The sequence below is a fragment of the Pseudoalteromonas sp. S8-8 genome (genome assembly GCF_000497875.1).
Lineage (GTDB): Bacteria > Pseudomonadota > Gammaproteobacteria > Enterobacterales > Alteromonadaceae > Pseudoalteromonas > Pseudoalteromonas arctica.
Genome location: NZ_AUTR01000071.1, coordinates 35,545 through 51,636 on the forward strand (window position 1 = coordinate 35,545; position 16,092 = coordinate 51,636).

A 16,092-nucleotide genomic window follows, 5' to 3' on the forward strand; every position below is an offset into this window, starting at 1 on the left:
TAAACACTGTTTTAAGGCTCAAATTTATTTGAGCCTTTTTATTTTCTTTTACAAAATAATAATTACCAAAACCATGCAGCCAAATTTAAAGCAACTTCATCAAAGCGCAATACACTCCCTAAACCAAGGTAAAATAGAGCAAGCACACAAAGCCCTAGTGGAGTTAGTTACACTCAAACCAGACTTTGCTGATGGGTATTTTTTGTTAGCTATGGTTAATTTAACTGTTGGGCAAATACACAAAGCAATAAAGCTCATCGAAAAAGCCCTTACCCTTGGCCAAAGTATTGAATACACCGCGCAACTTGCTAAATGTTACGCACTTACTGGCGAATTACAAAAAGCAAAAAACACCGCACTATCGGTGCCATTAAAGCAAATAACTAAAGCACTTGATGCCGACACACTCGGCGTTGCACTTACTCAAGCAAGCATTCACGAACACGCACTTAACTACTTTGAGCGCGCTATTAAACTGGCTACAGCAGCTAACAAAGCTCAACCACCGTTTTATTATAACTACGGCGTAAGCGCTAAATTTTTAGGACTATTTGATAAAGCCCAACACGCTTTTGAAAATGCCATAGCGCTTAACCCGCTGCACCATCAAAGTCATTTTGCATTAAGTGATTTAACTAAAGTAAGTAAGCAAAACAACCATATTGAACGCTTAAAAAACGTGTTTGAACAAGTAACGCACCCCGATGCAAAACTGCATATTGGCCATGCTTTAGCAAAAGAGTATCAAGATATTGGTGAATTTTCAGAGGCTTTTAACGCGTTAGAGCAAGGTAAAGTAGCAAAACGTGCTGTGCAGCCGTTTGATCATAAAAGCTCAACTGAGTTATTTGAACATATTAAACGCTTAAGTGAACAACACAAACAAGCGCTAACACAAGGTAACCCAACGGCCGAACCTATTTTTGTATTAGGTATGCCCCGCTCTGGCACCACATTAGTTGAGCGTATTTTATCGAGCCACAGCGACGTGCAATCAGCCGGTGAATTACAAGACTTTGGCCTAAGCGTTAAAAAGCTAAGCCAAACACAAACACCTCACGTGCTCGACACTCAAACGCTCAGTAAAGCCTACGAGCTTGATTTTAATCAGCTTGGGTCAACCTATTTAAACGCAACACGCGTAATAACAGGCAGCCATAAGCACTTTATAGATAAACTCCCGTTTAACTTTTTTTATATCGATTTAATAACCAAAGCACTGCCAAACGCTAAAATTATTTGTATGCTGCGCGACCCAATGGACACCTGCATTGGTAACTACCGCCAATTATTTACCATTAATAACCCCTACTACGCCTACTCGCTGGATTTACTCGACACAGCAAAATTTTACAGTCGTTTTTACAAACTAACGCAGCACTTCAGCATGCAACACAGCAATATAAAATTAGTAAAATACGAAGAGTTAGTCGCACAGCCCGAGCAACAAATTAAAGAGTTAGTCAGCTTTTGTAACCTAGAGTGGCAACCCCAGTGTATAGATTTTCACTTAAACACCGCACCAGTTTCTACTGCAAGTAAAATGCAAGTACGCCAACCACTTAACAATAAAGCAATTGGCCGTTGGAAAGCGTTTAGGCCCCATACTGATGAAATTGAAGATTACTTTTTAAAGCAAAATATCAGTTTTGAGTAAGCGTTTTATAGCTGGGAGTTAAATGGATGGACTTAGGGATAGTCCGCTTTGTGCCAATAAGCGAAGCGCCATCCGACACAGTAAAATACCTTGCCAATTATTTTCAACATTTTATGTTGTCGAGTGGTTGGAGAGTGGCCATAAGCTGACCTTCATTATTCAGTCAATTCAAGAGGAAAAGACCAGGTTATACATACAGGTACTGCCCCAGTATAAAACGTTCACTTTCGGGCAATTAAACCGTGTATTGATGTTTACACAACTCACATTTTTACCCAACGTGCTGGCCACTTTGTCCCGTCTAAGACCGCAGCGGGACAAGAGATACGCGCCAATTTTATTTAACTATTAACACTGGGCAATCAGCTTTATTGGCGATCGTTTCTGCAACGTTAATATTCAAAAAATGAGAAAGTCCGGTTCTCCCATGACTGGCAATTACCACCATGCCTATATCACCGCTATTAGTCTCATCTAAAATCTCATTAATGGCATCACCATGTCGAATAACCGTTTCAATCTTTAAATCAGTATTCAACTGACCTAATAACTCATGCATTTTACTCGCCGCAGCGTCTTCCATATTTTTAGCTAACTCTTGGGGAGTTATCGCAAGGATCATATAATTCTCATTATCTGAAGGCTGATCAACAATGTGTAAAATACGAATGCCTACTTGATATAAATTCGCCATTTCAATGGCATATTGCAAAGCATGTGATGCAGTATCAGAAAAATCTGTAGGCCATAAAATATTACCTGTTCGCATATTATTCTCCTTCACAATCTAAAATCATATTTTTCAATGATATTACCAACTCCATAAGAATAGACTCGGCTCCATCTCAGCAAGTTAAGTGTAGTGAGTATTAAAGGGTTATCTATTGATTACGATCAATAAGGCACTAAACATCAATTTATGCTTATTGATTAGGCTGTGATTGCTGGGTTTATTATTCTGGTTGTCGTTGTTGTTTCTTTTATAAAATAATCAATATTTAGAATAATTGGGGCTGACAGTCAGTTTTTCGCTCACAGTTGAACTTCACAAAAGTGCCATTTCCGGACGTTCGTAACGCCGCACTAAGCGGACTAAAACAGTGGGTTATAATGTGTAGCAAATCGAAACCTAACCCACTGTTTTAGTTGCATTTAAGTGCCTTATTAGCAGGCTTTTGCTTAGCCAACTTTAGACATAACCGATAATACAAAGATAAAGAATTAGAGGCATCAGTAGTAGATGGCGAAAAACAAGATATCGACGCTCTTAATGCCGAGATAAAGCATAGAAAGTCAATTGCACCAATTGCTTTATAAAAATTTATAGCCTCTCCATAGTCACTATCTGTAAATGCACCATGCAAAATCCCATGTCGATTAGTATTGTCACTGAATGGGTATTTTTTGGAATTTATATATAAGTTGCTATCAGTGAAATTGATAAATGCATCAAGCATAGAGATAATCCCATTAACAGCACCAATCTGCTTATCAGTTACTTCCTTTCTGCAGTCTTCCGCTAAATTGACAAAAACACTTCTAATACTGCCTACTTCTACATTTCGGCTTTTCGCAAGTTTTTTACCTGCACCTTCAATGACAGGCATAAGACCGGAAACGGCGATATGATCAAGGCCGAGAAAATGAGCCTCCACTGATTCAGATATAATTTCCTGATACTCATTTACGAAAGGGACAGTATGATAACGCTCCGAAACCATTGCGGCTAAATTTTCGGGTGAATATATCTGCGCCAAGTATGGCTCGAGAGTTTTCTCACAAACAACGTCATCATCTATCTGCTTTGCCACGCGTTCCAAAAAACCGACTTGAACGTATGCAGGCAAAAACCACCCTACTTTATTAAACGCATTTTTTAGATAATCCACTGAGCCTCCTTTGCCTGCTAACATCTACATAAGGGGCAGTAACACGTGGGCTAAAATCCGAGCGAAGCGACAGAGCCCACGTGTTACTGTCCCAGCGAGCGGCTTAATGTTTTTGTTAGCTCATGATGTTTGATATTACAGTCAGACCGGCTAATAAGGCTGTGATAACTCCTAGCAACTTCACGACCTGTTTTTTCTTTGGAATATCTTTTGTTACAAAGATTAGTAAATCAACTGTGATTATGTAAAAGAAAACCGTAAGAACAAATAATACATAAGTCGATAAGTCGATAAGTCGCTAAAATTAAACCAAGGAATGCTTTCAATCGATACTTTGGCTTTTATTGTAAAGCCCGCCAGGTACACAACCATTAGTCCAAAAGAAAAGTCAAAACTAGAATTCGATGCCCAATGAAAAAACACCTTGAGTGGGTTGAATAGCTTTGATTTTCTGGTTAACCAACTAGATAAAACAAACAAGAAAGCGAAAAACGTAAATGTTAATATTGAGAAGAAAAACAGGCTTTCATCGAAAAGTACTCTAATAATTTTGTCACTATCATATTCTTTGTAGAAAATGGTTTTAAAGTGAGCAAATCCCAACGTAAAATAACTGAGGAAAAAGAACATTTTGAGTAAATGGTATCCCCTCTTTTTTAACTCTAAGGCCATAACGTCATATTTCTTTGACCATTCTTTATATCTTTGAAACATAGCTACTTCCATTGATTATCCATATTAGTGAGCTAACGATCCTGTAGATTAACTCGTTTTTAATTTATTTTTATTGATGGTTTAACCATAGCTGAGTTCCTATTTTGGTTCAATCGATTACAGTGTTTTATGCAGAATATAAAGTGGGAGTTTGGTGTTGTTTTAATTAGTGTTTTGAAAGGGGTTATCGATATTTGAGTAATTAGAGAAGAGGATTACCATTCGAGGTGATAAGGGCTTACCACCATTATTTACTAACAGTTGTCATCGTTCTATTGGTTATGTACAACAATTACTGTTTAAGTATAAATTAATATGGGTGTCATCCTAATTTTGGCACTAGTGGTGTTTTTAGAAGTAAACCAGCACTCCCGAAAATCTCTCGATAAGATGTTTTTTTTCATAAAGTTGAGTATGATGGATTCTATAATATTCTGACATTTAAAGAATATAGGGCACAGGTACACATTTTTGATAAGCGCTTAGGGAAAGGCAATGAGTAAAAAATACGTTGATTTAACTCCTGTAAATACCGCTGATAGTGAGGGGCATTATGCTGAAGCAATAAAAATAGCATTAGATAATAATAATGTGACAAATATTGCATTGACAGGATCGTACGGTTCGGGGAAAAGCAGTATTATTAATTCCTTTGAAAAAAAATTCTCATTTCCTCTACCAAGCTTCAAAGAGAAATTAAAAACATTCCTTAGATTCAGTTCTTCCGATAACAAGGGGGATAAAAAAAGCGTATATAATTTCATGAACATTTCACTGGCGTCATTTTCTGAGAAGAAAGAAGATACTTCAGACATTCTTATTGAAAGAAGTATTTTACAACAAATGACATATGGAATATCAAGCCGAAAAATACCTTTATCTCGTTTTAAAACAATAACAAAAGATAAACTCGAAGACTGTAAAAGTTATTTTTTCATTACTTGGTTATTGACTACGATAATATTCGTGAGCACGCTATCTATTGGTCTCTTTTCAAAATTTATAGCAATCGCTTCTTTGGCTGGCTGGGGTATCACAACTTTTAGTTTATCTGGTCTTATACTTTACTCTATCAATGTTTACCGGCATATTAACCGCAAGTCTTTTAAGAAAGTCAATGTAAAAAGCGGTGAAATTGAGCTTGGAGAACAAAGCAAAAACTCCATTTTAAATCGCTATCTAGATGAAATTTTATACTTTTTCCAATGTAATACTTTTGATGTTGTCGTTTTTGAGGACTTAGATCGATTTGGCTCATCTGAAATATTTGTAAAATTAAGAGAGATAAATACATTAATAAATAAGTCGGAAGATATTAATCGACGTGTTGTATTTTTATATGCGATCAAAGATGAAATGTTTGCTCACAAAGAAAGAGCTAAGTTCTTTGATTTCATTATTCCCGTTATCCCCATAATCAATTGCTCTAACTCCTACGAGAAATTACAAGAAAGACTACCAGATACAAAATATTCAAATATGAATATTGGAAGGTTAGACCAAGACTTCTTGAAAGAAGTTTCTATCTATATTGATGATATGCGTTTGCTTAACAATATAGTCAATGAAATGAACTTGTATTATAGCGTCTTGTTTAGTGACCACATCAAGCCTAGCAAATTACTGGCTCTCATTATATATAAAAATGTTTATCCTGAAGATTTTTCTAAATTACATGAAAATAGAGGTCTGGTTTATGAGTGCTGTAATAACAGAAATAAATTAATTGAGTTTCACACTGCATCTTTGCTCAGCAATATTGAGATTGTTAATGGCAAATTACAGTTTATATACAATCAAATTCAGCAACAGAAATCTATGTCTATATTGGATTTAAATAGCATTTATATACATAAGATTATTGAGCAAGATTATGGTCATGACTACTCCGTTAATATTAACGGTAGCTTTGTCGAGTTGGAAAAATTAAAAGTGGAAGATAACTTTAATGCATTATTAGATATTGACGACATAACAGTTAAGTTTATAAGAAACAACCATTGGGTAAATCGATCCTTAAACATGTCTTTTAATGATATTGAAAATAAAGTTAACTCTGAGTTTAGTTACCTTGAACGGAAAAATTTGATACTAGGTAATAAAACAGCTCAACAGGAAAAATTAGAAGAAGAAAAAGCTAACTTAATCAAGCAAAAGTCAGAACTAGTTAAATTATCGCAATATAAATTATTACAAAAGGGTAGTGATTTCTCATTATTTTCAAAAGATGGGTATGCTGATGATAGCTCTTATAATTTACTCCGATATTTACTGCGTAATGGACATATAGATGAGTATTACCAAGATCATATATCGCACTTTTATGATGGGCGTTTATCTCATAATGATATGAATTTTATTAAAGCCGTAAGGGACTTCAGACCCTCAAGTTTAACTCTCCAACTTACTTATATTGAAGAGATAATTAAGAATAGATTAAGAGAAAATGACTTCAAAGAAAAGTATATTTTCAATATTTCATTACTAGACTATTTGGTAAAATATAAGAAAGCTCATAAGCATAAACTAACCCTCTTACTTGAAAATATTAGTAATAACATTGAAAGCTTGTGGGACTTTTTACTTGTCTTCATTGATGCTACGCGGTCTGTTGAGCGGTTTATACAACTGCTATCGCAGCAATGGCCTAATTATGCATCGACGATTACTGAATCAAATGAAATTAATGCCTCACAAAAAAGCTACCTATTGAAATTAATACTGCTACATGTTGAATCAGAATTCATTTATAAATATATGAATAGCGAGGAAACCTTCACTAACTACTTAGCGGTTAACCCTGAAAGTATTTTAGATCTCCAGCCTGCAGAGCAAATGCAGGTGTATTACAAACTCACTGATTTAAATATTAAATTTAAAGAGCTTGAAGAGTGCGCTGGTGATGACAAATTATTAAGTCATATTTTTGACCAATCTCTTTACGAAATCACTTCTGAAAATATATGTTTGATACTGAAAAAATTAAACAAACAACAAGATGAGATAGAGAAAAGTAATCTGAGCGTTATCTATAATAGCAATATTGAAAACTTCATTTGTTACATTGAAGATAATATTGAAACCTATATTAACAAAGTATTTTTAGCTCTTCCTGTCAATAGGGAGGAAAGTGAAGAAACCATTATTAAATTACTTAACAATCCAGCCATAAGTAGTGAAACTAAAGAAAAAATAATTAAGAAGCAAAACCATGTATTTGAGTCACTTTCAAATATACCAAGTGTTTTTTGGAAACTATTATTGGTTGAATCAAAATTAGAAATAAATTGGGGCAATTTAGCTGAATTTAATAATGAGTTTCCTGATGATAAAAGTCAATTATTTGAAGTGCTTAATCAAAAAGCTCAGTGTCTCTCTATTTTGAAAATAAACAAAGATTCAAAGTTTGAAGAAAGTATTTCTGAAATAATTCAAATGATATTAGTGGATGACTTAATAAATAACGCGGCTTTTGCATTGCTTATTAAAGGGCTTCCTTACAAATATAAAACGTTAAATCGTTACGATATTCCCAAAGAAAAAATGGAAGCTTTACTAACAGAAAACCTATTATCTTTATCTGAGACTAACTATAGCAGCCTTACTGAGCACCATCCTGAATTAGTAGGCCTGTTTATATTTAATAATCTTTCTGACTATTGGAATAAGTCCAATGAATATGAACTTTCACCTGATACATCATTATTTTTATTAAATGCAATTACTTCGTTGGTAGACCAAGTTGCCTTAGTAAAACTATTGAATGAGGGTAATTTGGAAGATAATCATAACTTAGCTAATAATATTTTACATATATTGTCTAAAGTCACTGATCTAAAGCAATTTGAAGAAAGTTTGTTATATATTGCAATTAAACATTCAACTGGAAAAAATCAAGCTATCACTCTATTTCTTAAACTTATTAATACTTTTAATAAAGAAGAGATAACAGATTTACTTAAGTCAATGGGGCAACCATATTCTCAAATAGCTTCTTTTAAAAATAACCCTAACTTGGTAAATAATCGCCTTCATAAAGATTTAGCAATAGCATTAGAGGACTGTGGATATATCTCTAGTCAAAAAATCAAGGACAATAAAATTGCAATATATACTAGACGATCTTAAATGAATGTTGAATTAGCTTTTCCAGTAAACATTATTAGAGGCATAGTAACCAAATGAGGGCTGTTTGCCTTTTGCTTCTAACCCGCAATAGGGGCGAAAGCGGGCTAGCCTTTATAAGTGTAAGTAAGTAGAAATTACAAATTTACGCGCACATCCTAATATTTTTGCTCATAGCTTATATATTTTTAACGTAAATAAAGCCAAGGGTATAAAGAAGGGTGTTTCGAGCTTTAAATTTAAAATACACATTGATATCAACCACTTATTTACCACTGTGCAGCATGATGTATATCGCAATAGTCTGTGGCGTGGTGTAGTGAAATAGTTAATTTTGCCACGAACTAAAAGATTAAAACAACAGTGGGTTACGCATGTGATGCCCAACGGAGTGAGGGCATATGTGAGATTCCTTCACTACCCCAACAAACCTTAATGAGTATCACTATTGACTAGTACAATAACTCTAAGAAGCTTTTGTTCAAAAACGGGTTTATCGACCGTCTGGTTATCGCTCTAATCCGACTAATAGCTACATGCAATTTGCAGATACTCAATACTTTAACAAGCCTTTGCTGTATACCAAGCTGAAGGGTAACTCCAACTGCATACTATTTTGCGATTATAAGAGCTTGTTATTCTGTTTTTAAAACTATACCTTTCGATTGGGCAAATATTACTAGCGCAAATACTATTTCGGTTATCCCGCCAATAAAGGCGCCGATTACAAAATTGGCATTTAATACAATACATGCCAGAAAACATAAGCGAAACACCTAAAATCCAGTACACTTTCATGCCATATAAAGTGTTGAAAACTAAATAGCGAACACCAATTATCATCAGCATTATTGAATAAAACCATTCAGCTTGAAGTTTTGCTACATAAAACGCTAAAAACAAACCAACAAATAAAATAATAGTGCTTTCTAAGGCCAATTTACCTAATGGATTTTTAGGATCATGATTGCCAGAGCGTTTAAGCGCTTTTGAAAGTAGCATGGCTAAAGGATGTATAAACATACCACCAAAAAACAAAGTAAGCATACTCGATTGATTTGAATGCAGTAATGCGACAAAGCCAGCTATACACCAAACCAAGCCAGACACTAATACACCGGTTCCACCACCGAAGTATGCGAGGTTCATATTTTGTTGCGCATCTTCAAACTTCATAAAAATCCTTAATTTTAGAAATATCCCTAATTTAATATTATCGCATCGTTATTAGTTACAAATCGTTACTCGAATACACACTTAAAATAGGGAATTTATAATCGGCAAACGATACAGTTACCGATTGTGTTTCGTTGCCTTTAAAACCGAGTTTAAATTCCATTGGCATGAATCGGCTGCCGTCAGCAAAAAGTGCAAGTAAGTGCTCCTCGCCTAATTCGCGATTGCCCGACGATAAGTTAGTTAGCGTTATAACAGCCCAGCGTTCGCCCTCTTCATTGCTCATTAATACATAATTAACGATTTTAAAATCCCCTTTTTTAGGGGTTATGTTGCTATCGTTTGCAAACGATAAGTGCATGCTATTTGGTACTGCACGGTCAACATTTAGCGCTTTGATAGAGTCGGCTTGGGTTGCCCACGAAAGCACCAATAAAATGATCACTAAGGCTTTATTCACTGTTAGTTCCTTTTTATTACCTAGTAAAATACCTAGTAAATTACTTAACAAATTACATAACAATAACTGTTTAAATTATATTTCGCATTCCATACCTATTATGTAAACAAACAATCATCGTTATTTACCCAGCGCTTTGGCTGCGCCATTGCAGACTAAGCGCTCATTCAGTGTGCTTGCGCTACTTTAGGGTAATAACGAGTGATAAGAGTAAATAATTCAAAGCTAACTTAAAGTAAAAAGCGCGATTAAACAGGAGTATAAACGTATGGCAAGCACACATAAAAACTCAACAATGGATTTATCTGATCCCAGTAATAGCATTCAAGTAAGAGGGGCGCGCGTTCACAACTTGAAAAATGTAGACGTTGATTTACCTCGTAACGCATTGGTTGTTTTTACAGGAATATCGGGCTCTGGAAAATCGTCGCTTGCGTTTGGAACGCTGTTTGCTGAGTCGCAGCACCGTTATCTTGATTCAGTATCGCCTTACGCCCGTAGGTTAATAGATCAAGTTGATGAGCCCGATGTTGATTCTATTGAAGGGCTACCGCCTGCCGTTGCTTTGCAGCAGCAACGCGGCGCGCCCTCGGTTCGCTCATCCGTTGGCAGCATAACAACTATTTCTAACGCGCTACGCATGCTTTACTCTCGTGCTGGCGAATACCCCAAAGGGCAAAGCATACTTTACGCCGATGCGTTTTCGCCGAATACGCCACAAGGTGCGTGCCCAGAATGCTCAGGGATAGGCCGAGTGTTTGAAGTAACCGAAAAGCTACTTGTGCCAGACGATACAAAAACTATTCGCCAGCGCGCCATTGAAGCGTGGCCACCAGCATGGCAAGGTAAAAACCTAAGCCGTATTCTTACTTCCCTTGGTTATGACATAGACACACCTTGGAACAAACTTTCTAAAAAAGCACGCGATTGGATTTTATTTACCGACGAAACACCTACTGTGCCGGTATACCCAGAATACACCTATGAGCAAACACAAAATGCGATAAAAAATAGCGAAGATCCAAGCTACATGGGAACTTTTTCAAGCGCTAAACGCTTTGTTTTACAGTCTTTTGCTACTACGCAAAGCCCGCGTACAAAAAAGCGCGTATCACAGTTTATGCAAATATCGCAGTGCCCTACTTGCCAAGGTAAAAAATTAAAACAAGCATCGTTAAGTGTTAAATTTGCAGGGCTCGATATTGGCGAGCTATCTCAACTTACCTTAAACGAACTTGCTAAAAAATTAAGTAACGCCGCCAACACCAAAGTAAATAAAAATACAAAAAATCCAGAGCAAGCCATTGTTACGCAGCGCATTGCCAGTGACATTCTCACTCGTATTGAAGCACTAACCATGCTTGGTTTAGGGTACTTGTCGCTAGAGCGTACAACGCCAACGCTCTCACCCGGAGAACTACAACGATTGCGACTTGCCACACAAATTCGCTCTAAATTATTTGGGGTAGTTTACGTGTTAGATGAACCATCTGCGGGTTTACACCCTGCCGACACACAAGCACTTTTAAAAGCGCTCGATGAGCTAATAGCGGCTGGCAATTCTGTATTTGTTGTTGAGCACGATGTTAGCGTTGTTAAACACGCCGATTGGATTGTTGATGTAGGCCCTGATGCAGGTGTGCATGGTGGCGACATTATTTACAGCGGCCCTGTTGAAGGGTTAAGAAAAATAAAAAATTCGCACACCGGTCGTCACCTTTTTGCTAAAAACGCCAGTCAAGAGTCTACTCAAAACAGCGCGCAAAAAAAGGAGCATAGGCAGCCAAAAGCGTGGTTAAAATTGGCTGATGTTGAGCGTAACAATCTTAAAAAACTCAATGCAGAATTTCCATTAGGTGTTATGACAACAGTTACTGGGGTTTCGGGCTCTGGTAAATCAAGCCTAGTAAGCCAAGCGTTAGTAGAACTTGTTTACGAAGCACTTGGGCAAAAAGTAGTAACACAAGCGCCAACCGACGAAGCCGACTTACTCGAACAAGAGCTGCAAACACACACCAGCGGAAAAATCATTGAAGGTATAAATAATATAAGCCGCCTAATTACCGTAAATCAAAAAGCGATTGGCCGTACCCCTCGTTCAAACTTAGCTACCTATACGGGTTTGTTTGATCACGTGCGTAAACTATTTGCTTCAACACAAAAAGCAAAAGAGCGCCGTTACGATGCCGGTCGTTTTTCGTTTAATGTTGCTAAAGGTCGCTGTAAAAATTGTGAAGGCGTTGGCTTTGTGAGTATAGAGCTACTGTTTTTACCTAGCGTTTATTCACCTTGCCAAGTATGTCATGGCAAACGTTATAACGAGCAAACGCTTGAGGTTACATATCGTGATAAAAACATAAGCGATATCCTCAATTTAACGGTTGAATCGGCGTATACCTTTTTTGAAAACGAACCTGCAATACTACGATCACTCGATGCACTTATGCAAGTAGGTCTTGGGTATTTGCGTTTAGGGCAACCTGCAACTGAGCTTTCTGGCGGTGAAGCGCAGCGTATTAAATTAGCAACCGAGCTGCAACGTGCACAGCGCGGCAACACGCTTTATATTCTCGATGAGCCAACTACGGGTCTGCATCCATCTGATGTATCAATGTTAATGTCGCAGTTAAATAAATTAGTTGATGCTGGCAACACCGTTATTATGGTTGAACACGATATGCAAGTAGCCCGTAATAGTGACTGGGTAATTGATGTAGGCCCAGGCGCGGGGCAACAGGGAGGCGTGATAGTCGCACAAGGTACACCGCAAAAGGTGTCTGAGTCAAAACAAAGTAAAACTGCGCCATTTTTAAAAGCGCAATTAAGCCACACACACTCTGGTTAAGCGGTTTATCGTCAGTTTGCGTGTAATAAAAAAGAGCCAGAGGCTCTTTTTTATTAATCAAGGGCCAACCAAACGCCCACAAGTATCATTAAACTGCCTGCTATACGGTTCATCCATTTAATATTATCGCCACGGGCTAAAAATAAACGTAAGCTTTTACCGCCTGTTGCATACGCTAACATACTTAAAAATTCGGTGGTCATTATAACGCCAAGCAATACTAAAAGCTGAGGAGCTACAGCATGGTCAACACTTATAAACGGCGGTAATAACGAGATCATAAACGCCCACCCTTTAGGGTTAGCAATTGCGGTTACAAAACCCTGAGTAAATAACGACTTCCTACTTACGTCACTTGGTTTTGAGGTATCGACCGACATTTTGCCTTTGGCTCGCCACATGTTAACGCCAATGTAAATTAAGTACGCACCGCCTACCCACTTTAAAATGGCAAATGCATCTGGGTAATTTAGCATTACGCTTGCAACGCCTAATACCGCAGCTATGGCAACGGTTGCTACGCCTAACAGCTCGCCTATCATCATCCATAATGTGCGGCGCACGCCAATGCTCATACCGAGTGTCATGGCAAGGGTCATACACATACCTGGGGTGATAGACACAAAAAAGAACGTAGGAATAAAAACCGCAAGTGCTGATACATCAATCATTAATTTACTCTTATATTAAAAGCAAAAACGCGGCTATAAGTAGCCGCGCTGTTGCTTACTCATGTTTATTACTATTGCCCAGTACTTACCACGGGTTCAGTAATAACCTCTACTGGCTCTGCTGTATCATTTAGCAAATACTTATCTAACCACTGTTCTTGTTCCCACAATACATGTAATAAGCTTTTACGCGCACGGTAACCATGTGCTTCGTAAGGGAGCATTACTAAGCGAGCATCTTTACCTAAACCTTTTAGCGCTGCGTACATGCGCTCACTTTGCATTGGGAAGGTTCCTGAATTAGGATCTTCTTGACCGTGGATCATTAGCATTGGCTCGTTAATTTTTTCAGCGTGAAAAAACGGCGACATATTAGCGTACACACTTTGTGCTTGCCAAAAATCACGCTCTTCTCCTTGAAAACCAAACGGCGTTAATGTGCGGTTATACGCGCCACTGCGGGCAATACCTGTTTTAAATAAATCGCTATGAGCCAATAAGTTAGCAACCATAAATGCACCGTATGAGTGCCCTGCTATGGCAATTTTGTTTTTATCGGCAATGCCTTTTTTAACCAATACATCAACAGCTGCTTGCGCACTTGATACTAACTGCTTTCTAAAGTTATCGTTTGGCTCGCTGCCATCAATACCCACTATTGGCATTTTAGGGTCGTCAAACACAGCAATCCCTTTAGCAAGGTAAGGCATTGGCCCCCAATAACCAATGTAGGTAAATGCATAAGGCGATTCGCGAACTTGCGATGCTACGGCTTTATCTTTGTATTCAAGTGGGTAAGCCCACATAAGTACCGGTAACGGCCCTTGTGTTTTATCGTACCCTGGTGGTAAATAAAGCGTGCCCGAAAGCTCAACACCGTCGTCGCGTTTATAACGTAATTGCTCTTTAGTTACGCCTTTAAATGCAGGGTACGGGTGCTCAAATGTCGTTAATTGCGTTAGCGTGTCGTTATCTAAATTGCGTATAAAAAAGTTAGGTTGCTCAGTTTTAGATTCGCGAATAGTAATAAAGCGCTCACCTTCGTCGTCAAGCAGAGCGCGTACACGCTCGTAGTATGGCGCTTCTGATTGCCATAAACGCTTGCTGCTATTTGTTTTAACATCGTATTGGTCTAAAAACGGGATATTACCTTGCTCTGAAGCTCCATTACCGCGCAGGTAAATATAACGCCCGCCTACAATTTTAATTACGTTTGCGCCTAAATCGTTGCGCTCGTAAATTGCATTACCAGGGTCTTTATACGCATCGTTGTAACTACGCTCTGAAAATAGCACGCGGTTTCTGTCGGCATTTCGTGGTTGTACTATGTAAGTACGTACTTGGCGATCGCTAAAGCGCCAGTCTGTCAGCATGGCTACGTTTTCGTTGCCCCACTCAATACCAGAATAACGGCGTTCTACTTTGGCAAATAATTTAGGCTCGCGTTTAAATGGTGCACGTAAGCTGTGAACATAATCATGATGCTCAACGTCGGTTTTCATGTCGCCGCCATCTTGTGCTTCTGCCCAAATAACTTCAGCGCCTTGATCGGCTCGCCATTCAAAATCACGGCGGCCAGTGCGTACACTGTCGTAACCTTGTGGAATGTTATCGGCAAGTGGCTGTTTTGCCAGCTCTGCTAATGCATAGCCGCGCATGCCCCATATTTGCCACGTGCTTGCAAAGCGGCTGTAAGGCACTTGATACGAAAACGGCTCATTAATACCGGCAACTAAAATATTGGTAGAATCAGGTGATACCGAAAACGATTTAAATAAAGAAGGGCTACCTATTGCTTGAGTATTGCCATCAAGCGTTACGTAAGCCAGCTGCCCTTGGCCGTAAAACTTAAATTGTGCTTCATCAAACGGGCTTGTTAATAAATTTTGGTAAGTACGTGCTGGTGCTTTTTCGCCAGTACTTTGTTGAATAACAGGCACTACATTTTGGCTGTTATTTTCAAGCCTTGGTTTACCAAAATTAACAGCAAGATTTGCAACAATGGCGCTGCTATCTGGCAGCCATTTATATGGTGAGGCAGTTAGTACCGAATTTAACGCAGCACTAGTTAACTCTTTTGCTTGTTTGGTTTCAACGCTGTAAAGCCATAAGTTGGCTTGGGTTGGTTGCTCAACAACAAAGGCTAAATATTGACTATTAGATGACCATTTAGGTGAGCGAATAATGCCATTAGGTAAGTTGTTAATACTGATAACCGACCCGCTTTGAACATGCTTTAGCTCCACGGCGCTAAATTTGGCACTCACACGAGAGCGCGAAAAATTAGCGGGGTTTAGCTTAATACCAGCAAGCTTAAGCTCTTCTTTTGCAAGTTCATCAAGGGTTACTACACGTTTGCGTTCAAAAAGCGCTAGCCACTGGCCATCGCTCGATAAGTAACTAGTGGGTGCTAACTTAGCGTCAACCAATGCTGCAAGTTCAGGTGATGGGGTTTGATAGCCCTGCTCGGCGTAACTTGTTGGTACTAATGCCGCACAACAAATAAAGGCAACTAACAGCCTAAAAGCGCTCATGTTTTTATCCTTTTGTTATTT

Annotated in this window: 10 protein-coding genes; 3 read left to right on the plus strand and 7 right to left on the minus strand. The window is 38.1% G+C overall.

Going from position 1 to position 16,092, the window contains the following annotated elements:
• Positions 1-73: 73 nt before the first annotated feature.
• Positions 74-1,657, plus strand: coding sequence for a tetratricopeptide repeat-containing sulfotransferase family protein (locus L659_RS0121615; protein ID WP_024591888.1), 1,584 nt, complete (start codon positions 74-76; stop codon positions 1,655-1,657).
• Between the two features lie 337 nt (positions 1,658-1,994).
• Here the strand turns inward: L659_RS0121615 and L659_RS0121625 are convergent, their stop codons facing one another.
• The 3 genes from L659_RS0121625 to L659_RS0121635 form a co-directional block, all read right to left on the minus strand.
• Positions 1,995-2,426 carry a universal stress protein gene (locus L659_RS0121625; protein ID WP_024591890.1) on the minus strand — a complete coding sequence of 144 codons (432 nt, stop codon included), beginning with the start codon at positions 2,424-2,426 and terminating at the stop codon, positions 1,995-1,997.
• 373 nt (positions 2,427-2,799) lie between these two features.
• Positions 2,800-3,546, minus strand: coding sequence for a hypothetical protein (locus tag L659_RS0121630; RefSeq protein WP_024591891.1), 747 nt, complete (start codon positions 3,544-3,546; stop codon positions 2,800-2,802).
• A 240-nt stretch (positions 3,547-3,786) separates the two neighbouring features.
• A complete protein-coding gene (locus L659_RS0121635; protein ID WP_024591892.1) occupies positions 3,787-4,272 on the minus strand; it encodes a hypothetical protein in 486 nt (161 codons plus the stop codon).
• Between the two features lie 483 nt (positions 4,273-4,755).
• Between L659_RS0121635 and L659_RS0121640 the strand changes: the two genes are divergently transcribed.
• A complete protein-coding gene (locus L659_RS0121640) occupies positions 4,756-8,388 on the plus strand; it encodes a YobI family P-loop NTPase (RefSeq protein WP_024591893.1) in 3,633 nt (1,210 codons plus the stop codon).
• 558 nt (positions 8,389-8,946) lie between these two features.
• On the opposite strand, the gene L659_RS01000000123140 is transcribed toward L659_RS0121640, so the two are convergent.
• Together L659_RS01000000123140 and L659_RS0121650 are read right to left on the minus strand one after the other, a co-directional pair.
• Positions 8,947-9,561, minus strand: a complete 615-nt coding sequence (locus L659_RS01000000123140) for a DUF7010 family protein (protein WP_231388463.1) — start codon at positions 9,559-9,561, stop codon at positions 8,947-8,949.
• Between the two features lie 55 nt (positions 9,562-9,616).
• A complete protein-coding gene (locus tag L659_RS0121650; RefSeq protein WP_007375644.1) occupies positions 9,617-10,021 on the minus strand; it encodes a hypothetical protein in 405 nt (134 codons plus the stop codon).
• A gap of 268 nt (positions 10,022-10,289) precedes the next feature.
• On the opposite strand from L659_RS0121650, the gene uvrA reads away from it, so the two are divergent.
• Entirely contained in the window at positions 10,290-12,866 is a 2,577-nt protein-coding gene (uvrA, locus tag L659_RS0121655) for an excinuclease ABC subunit UvrA (RefSeq protein ID WP_024591894.1), read from the plus strand.
• A gap of 53 nt (positions 12,867-12,919) precedes the next feature.
• Here the strand turns inward: uvrA and L659_RS0121660 are convergent, their stop codons facing one another.
• On the minus strand, positions 12,920-13,537 hold the full coding sequence (locus L659_RS0121660; RefSeq protein WP_024591895.1) for a LysE family translocator: 618 nt from the start codon (positions 13,535-13,537) through the stop codon (positions 12,920-12,922).
• A 71-nt stretch (positions 13,538-13,608) separates the two neighbouring features.
• Complete coding sequence (locus tag L659_RS0121665) at positions 13,609-16,071, minus strand: S9 family peptidase (RefSeq protein ID WP_024591896.1); 2,463 nt, start codon at positions 16,069-16,071, stop codon at positions 13,609-13,611.
• Positions 16,072-16,092 lie beyond the last annotated feature (21 nt).

Excerpts from the sequence above, each read along its gene's own strand:
- L659_RS01000000123140 (WP_231388463.1), bottom strand. The coding sequence starts at position 9,561 with ATGAAGTTTGAAGATGCGCAACAAAATATGAACCTCGCATACTTCGGT.
- L659_RS0121635 (WP_024591892.1), bottom strand. The coding sequence starts at position 4,272 with ATGGAAGTAGCTATGTTTCAAAGATATAAAGAATGGTCAAAGAAATAT.
- L659_RS0121625 (WP_024591890.1), bottom strand. The coding sequence starts at position 2,426 with ATGCGAACAGGTAATATTTTATGGCCTACAGATTTTTCTGATACTGCA.
- L659_RS0121615 (WP_024591888.1), top strand. The coding sequence starts at position 74 with ATGCAGCCAAATTTAAAGCAACTTCATCAAAGCGCAATACACTCCCTA.
- uvrA (WP_024591894.1), top strand. The coding sequence starts at position 10,290 with ATGGCAAGCACACATAAAAACTCAACAATGGATTTATCTGATCCCAGT.
- L659_RS0121640 (WP_024591893.1), top strand. The coding sequence starts at position 4,756 with ATGAGTAAAAAATACGTTGATTTAACTCCTGTAAATACCGCTGATAGT.
- L659_RS0121660 (WP_024591895.1), bottom strand. The coding sequence starts at position 13,537 with ATGATTGATGTATCAGCACTTGCGGTTTTTATTCCTACGTTCTTTTTT.
- L659_RS0121665 (WP_024591896.1), bottom strand. The coding sequence starts at position 16,071 with ATGAGCGCTTTTAGGCTGTTAGTTGCCTTTATTTGTTGTGCGGCATTA.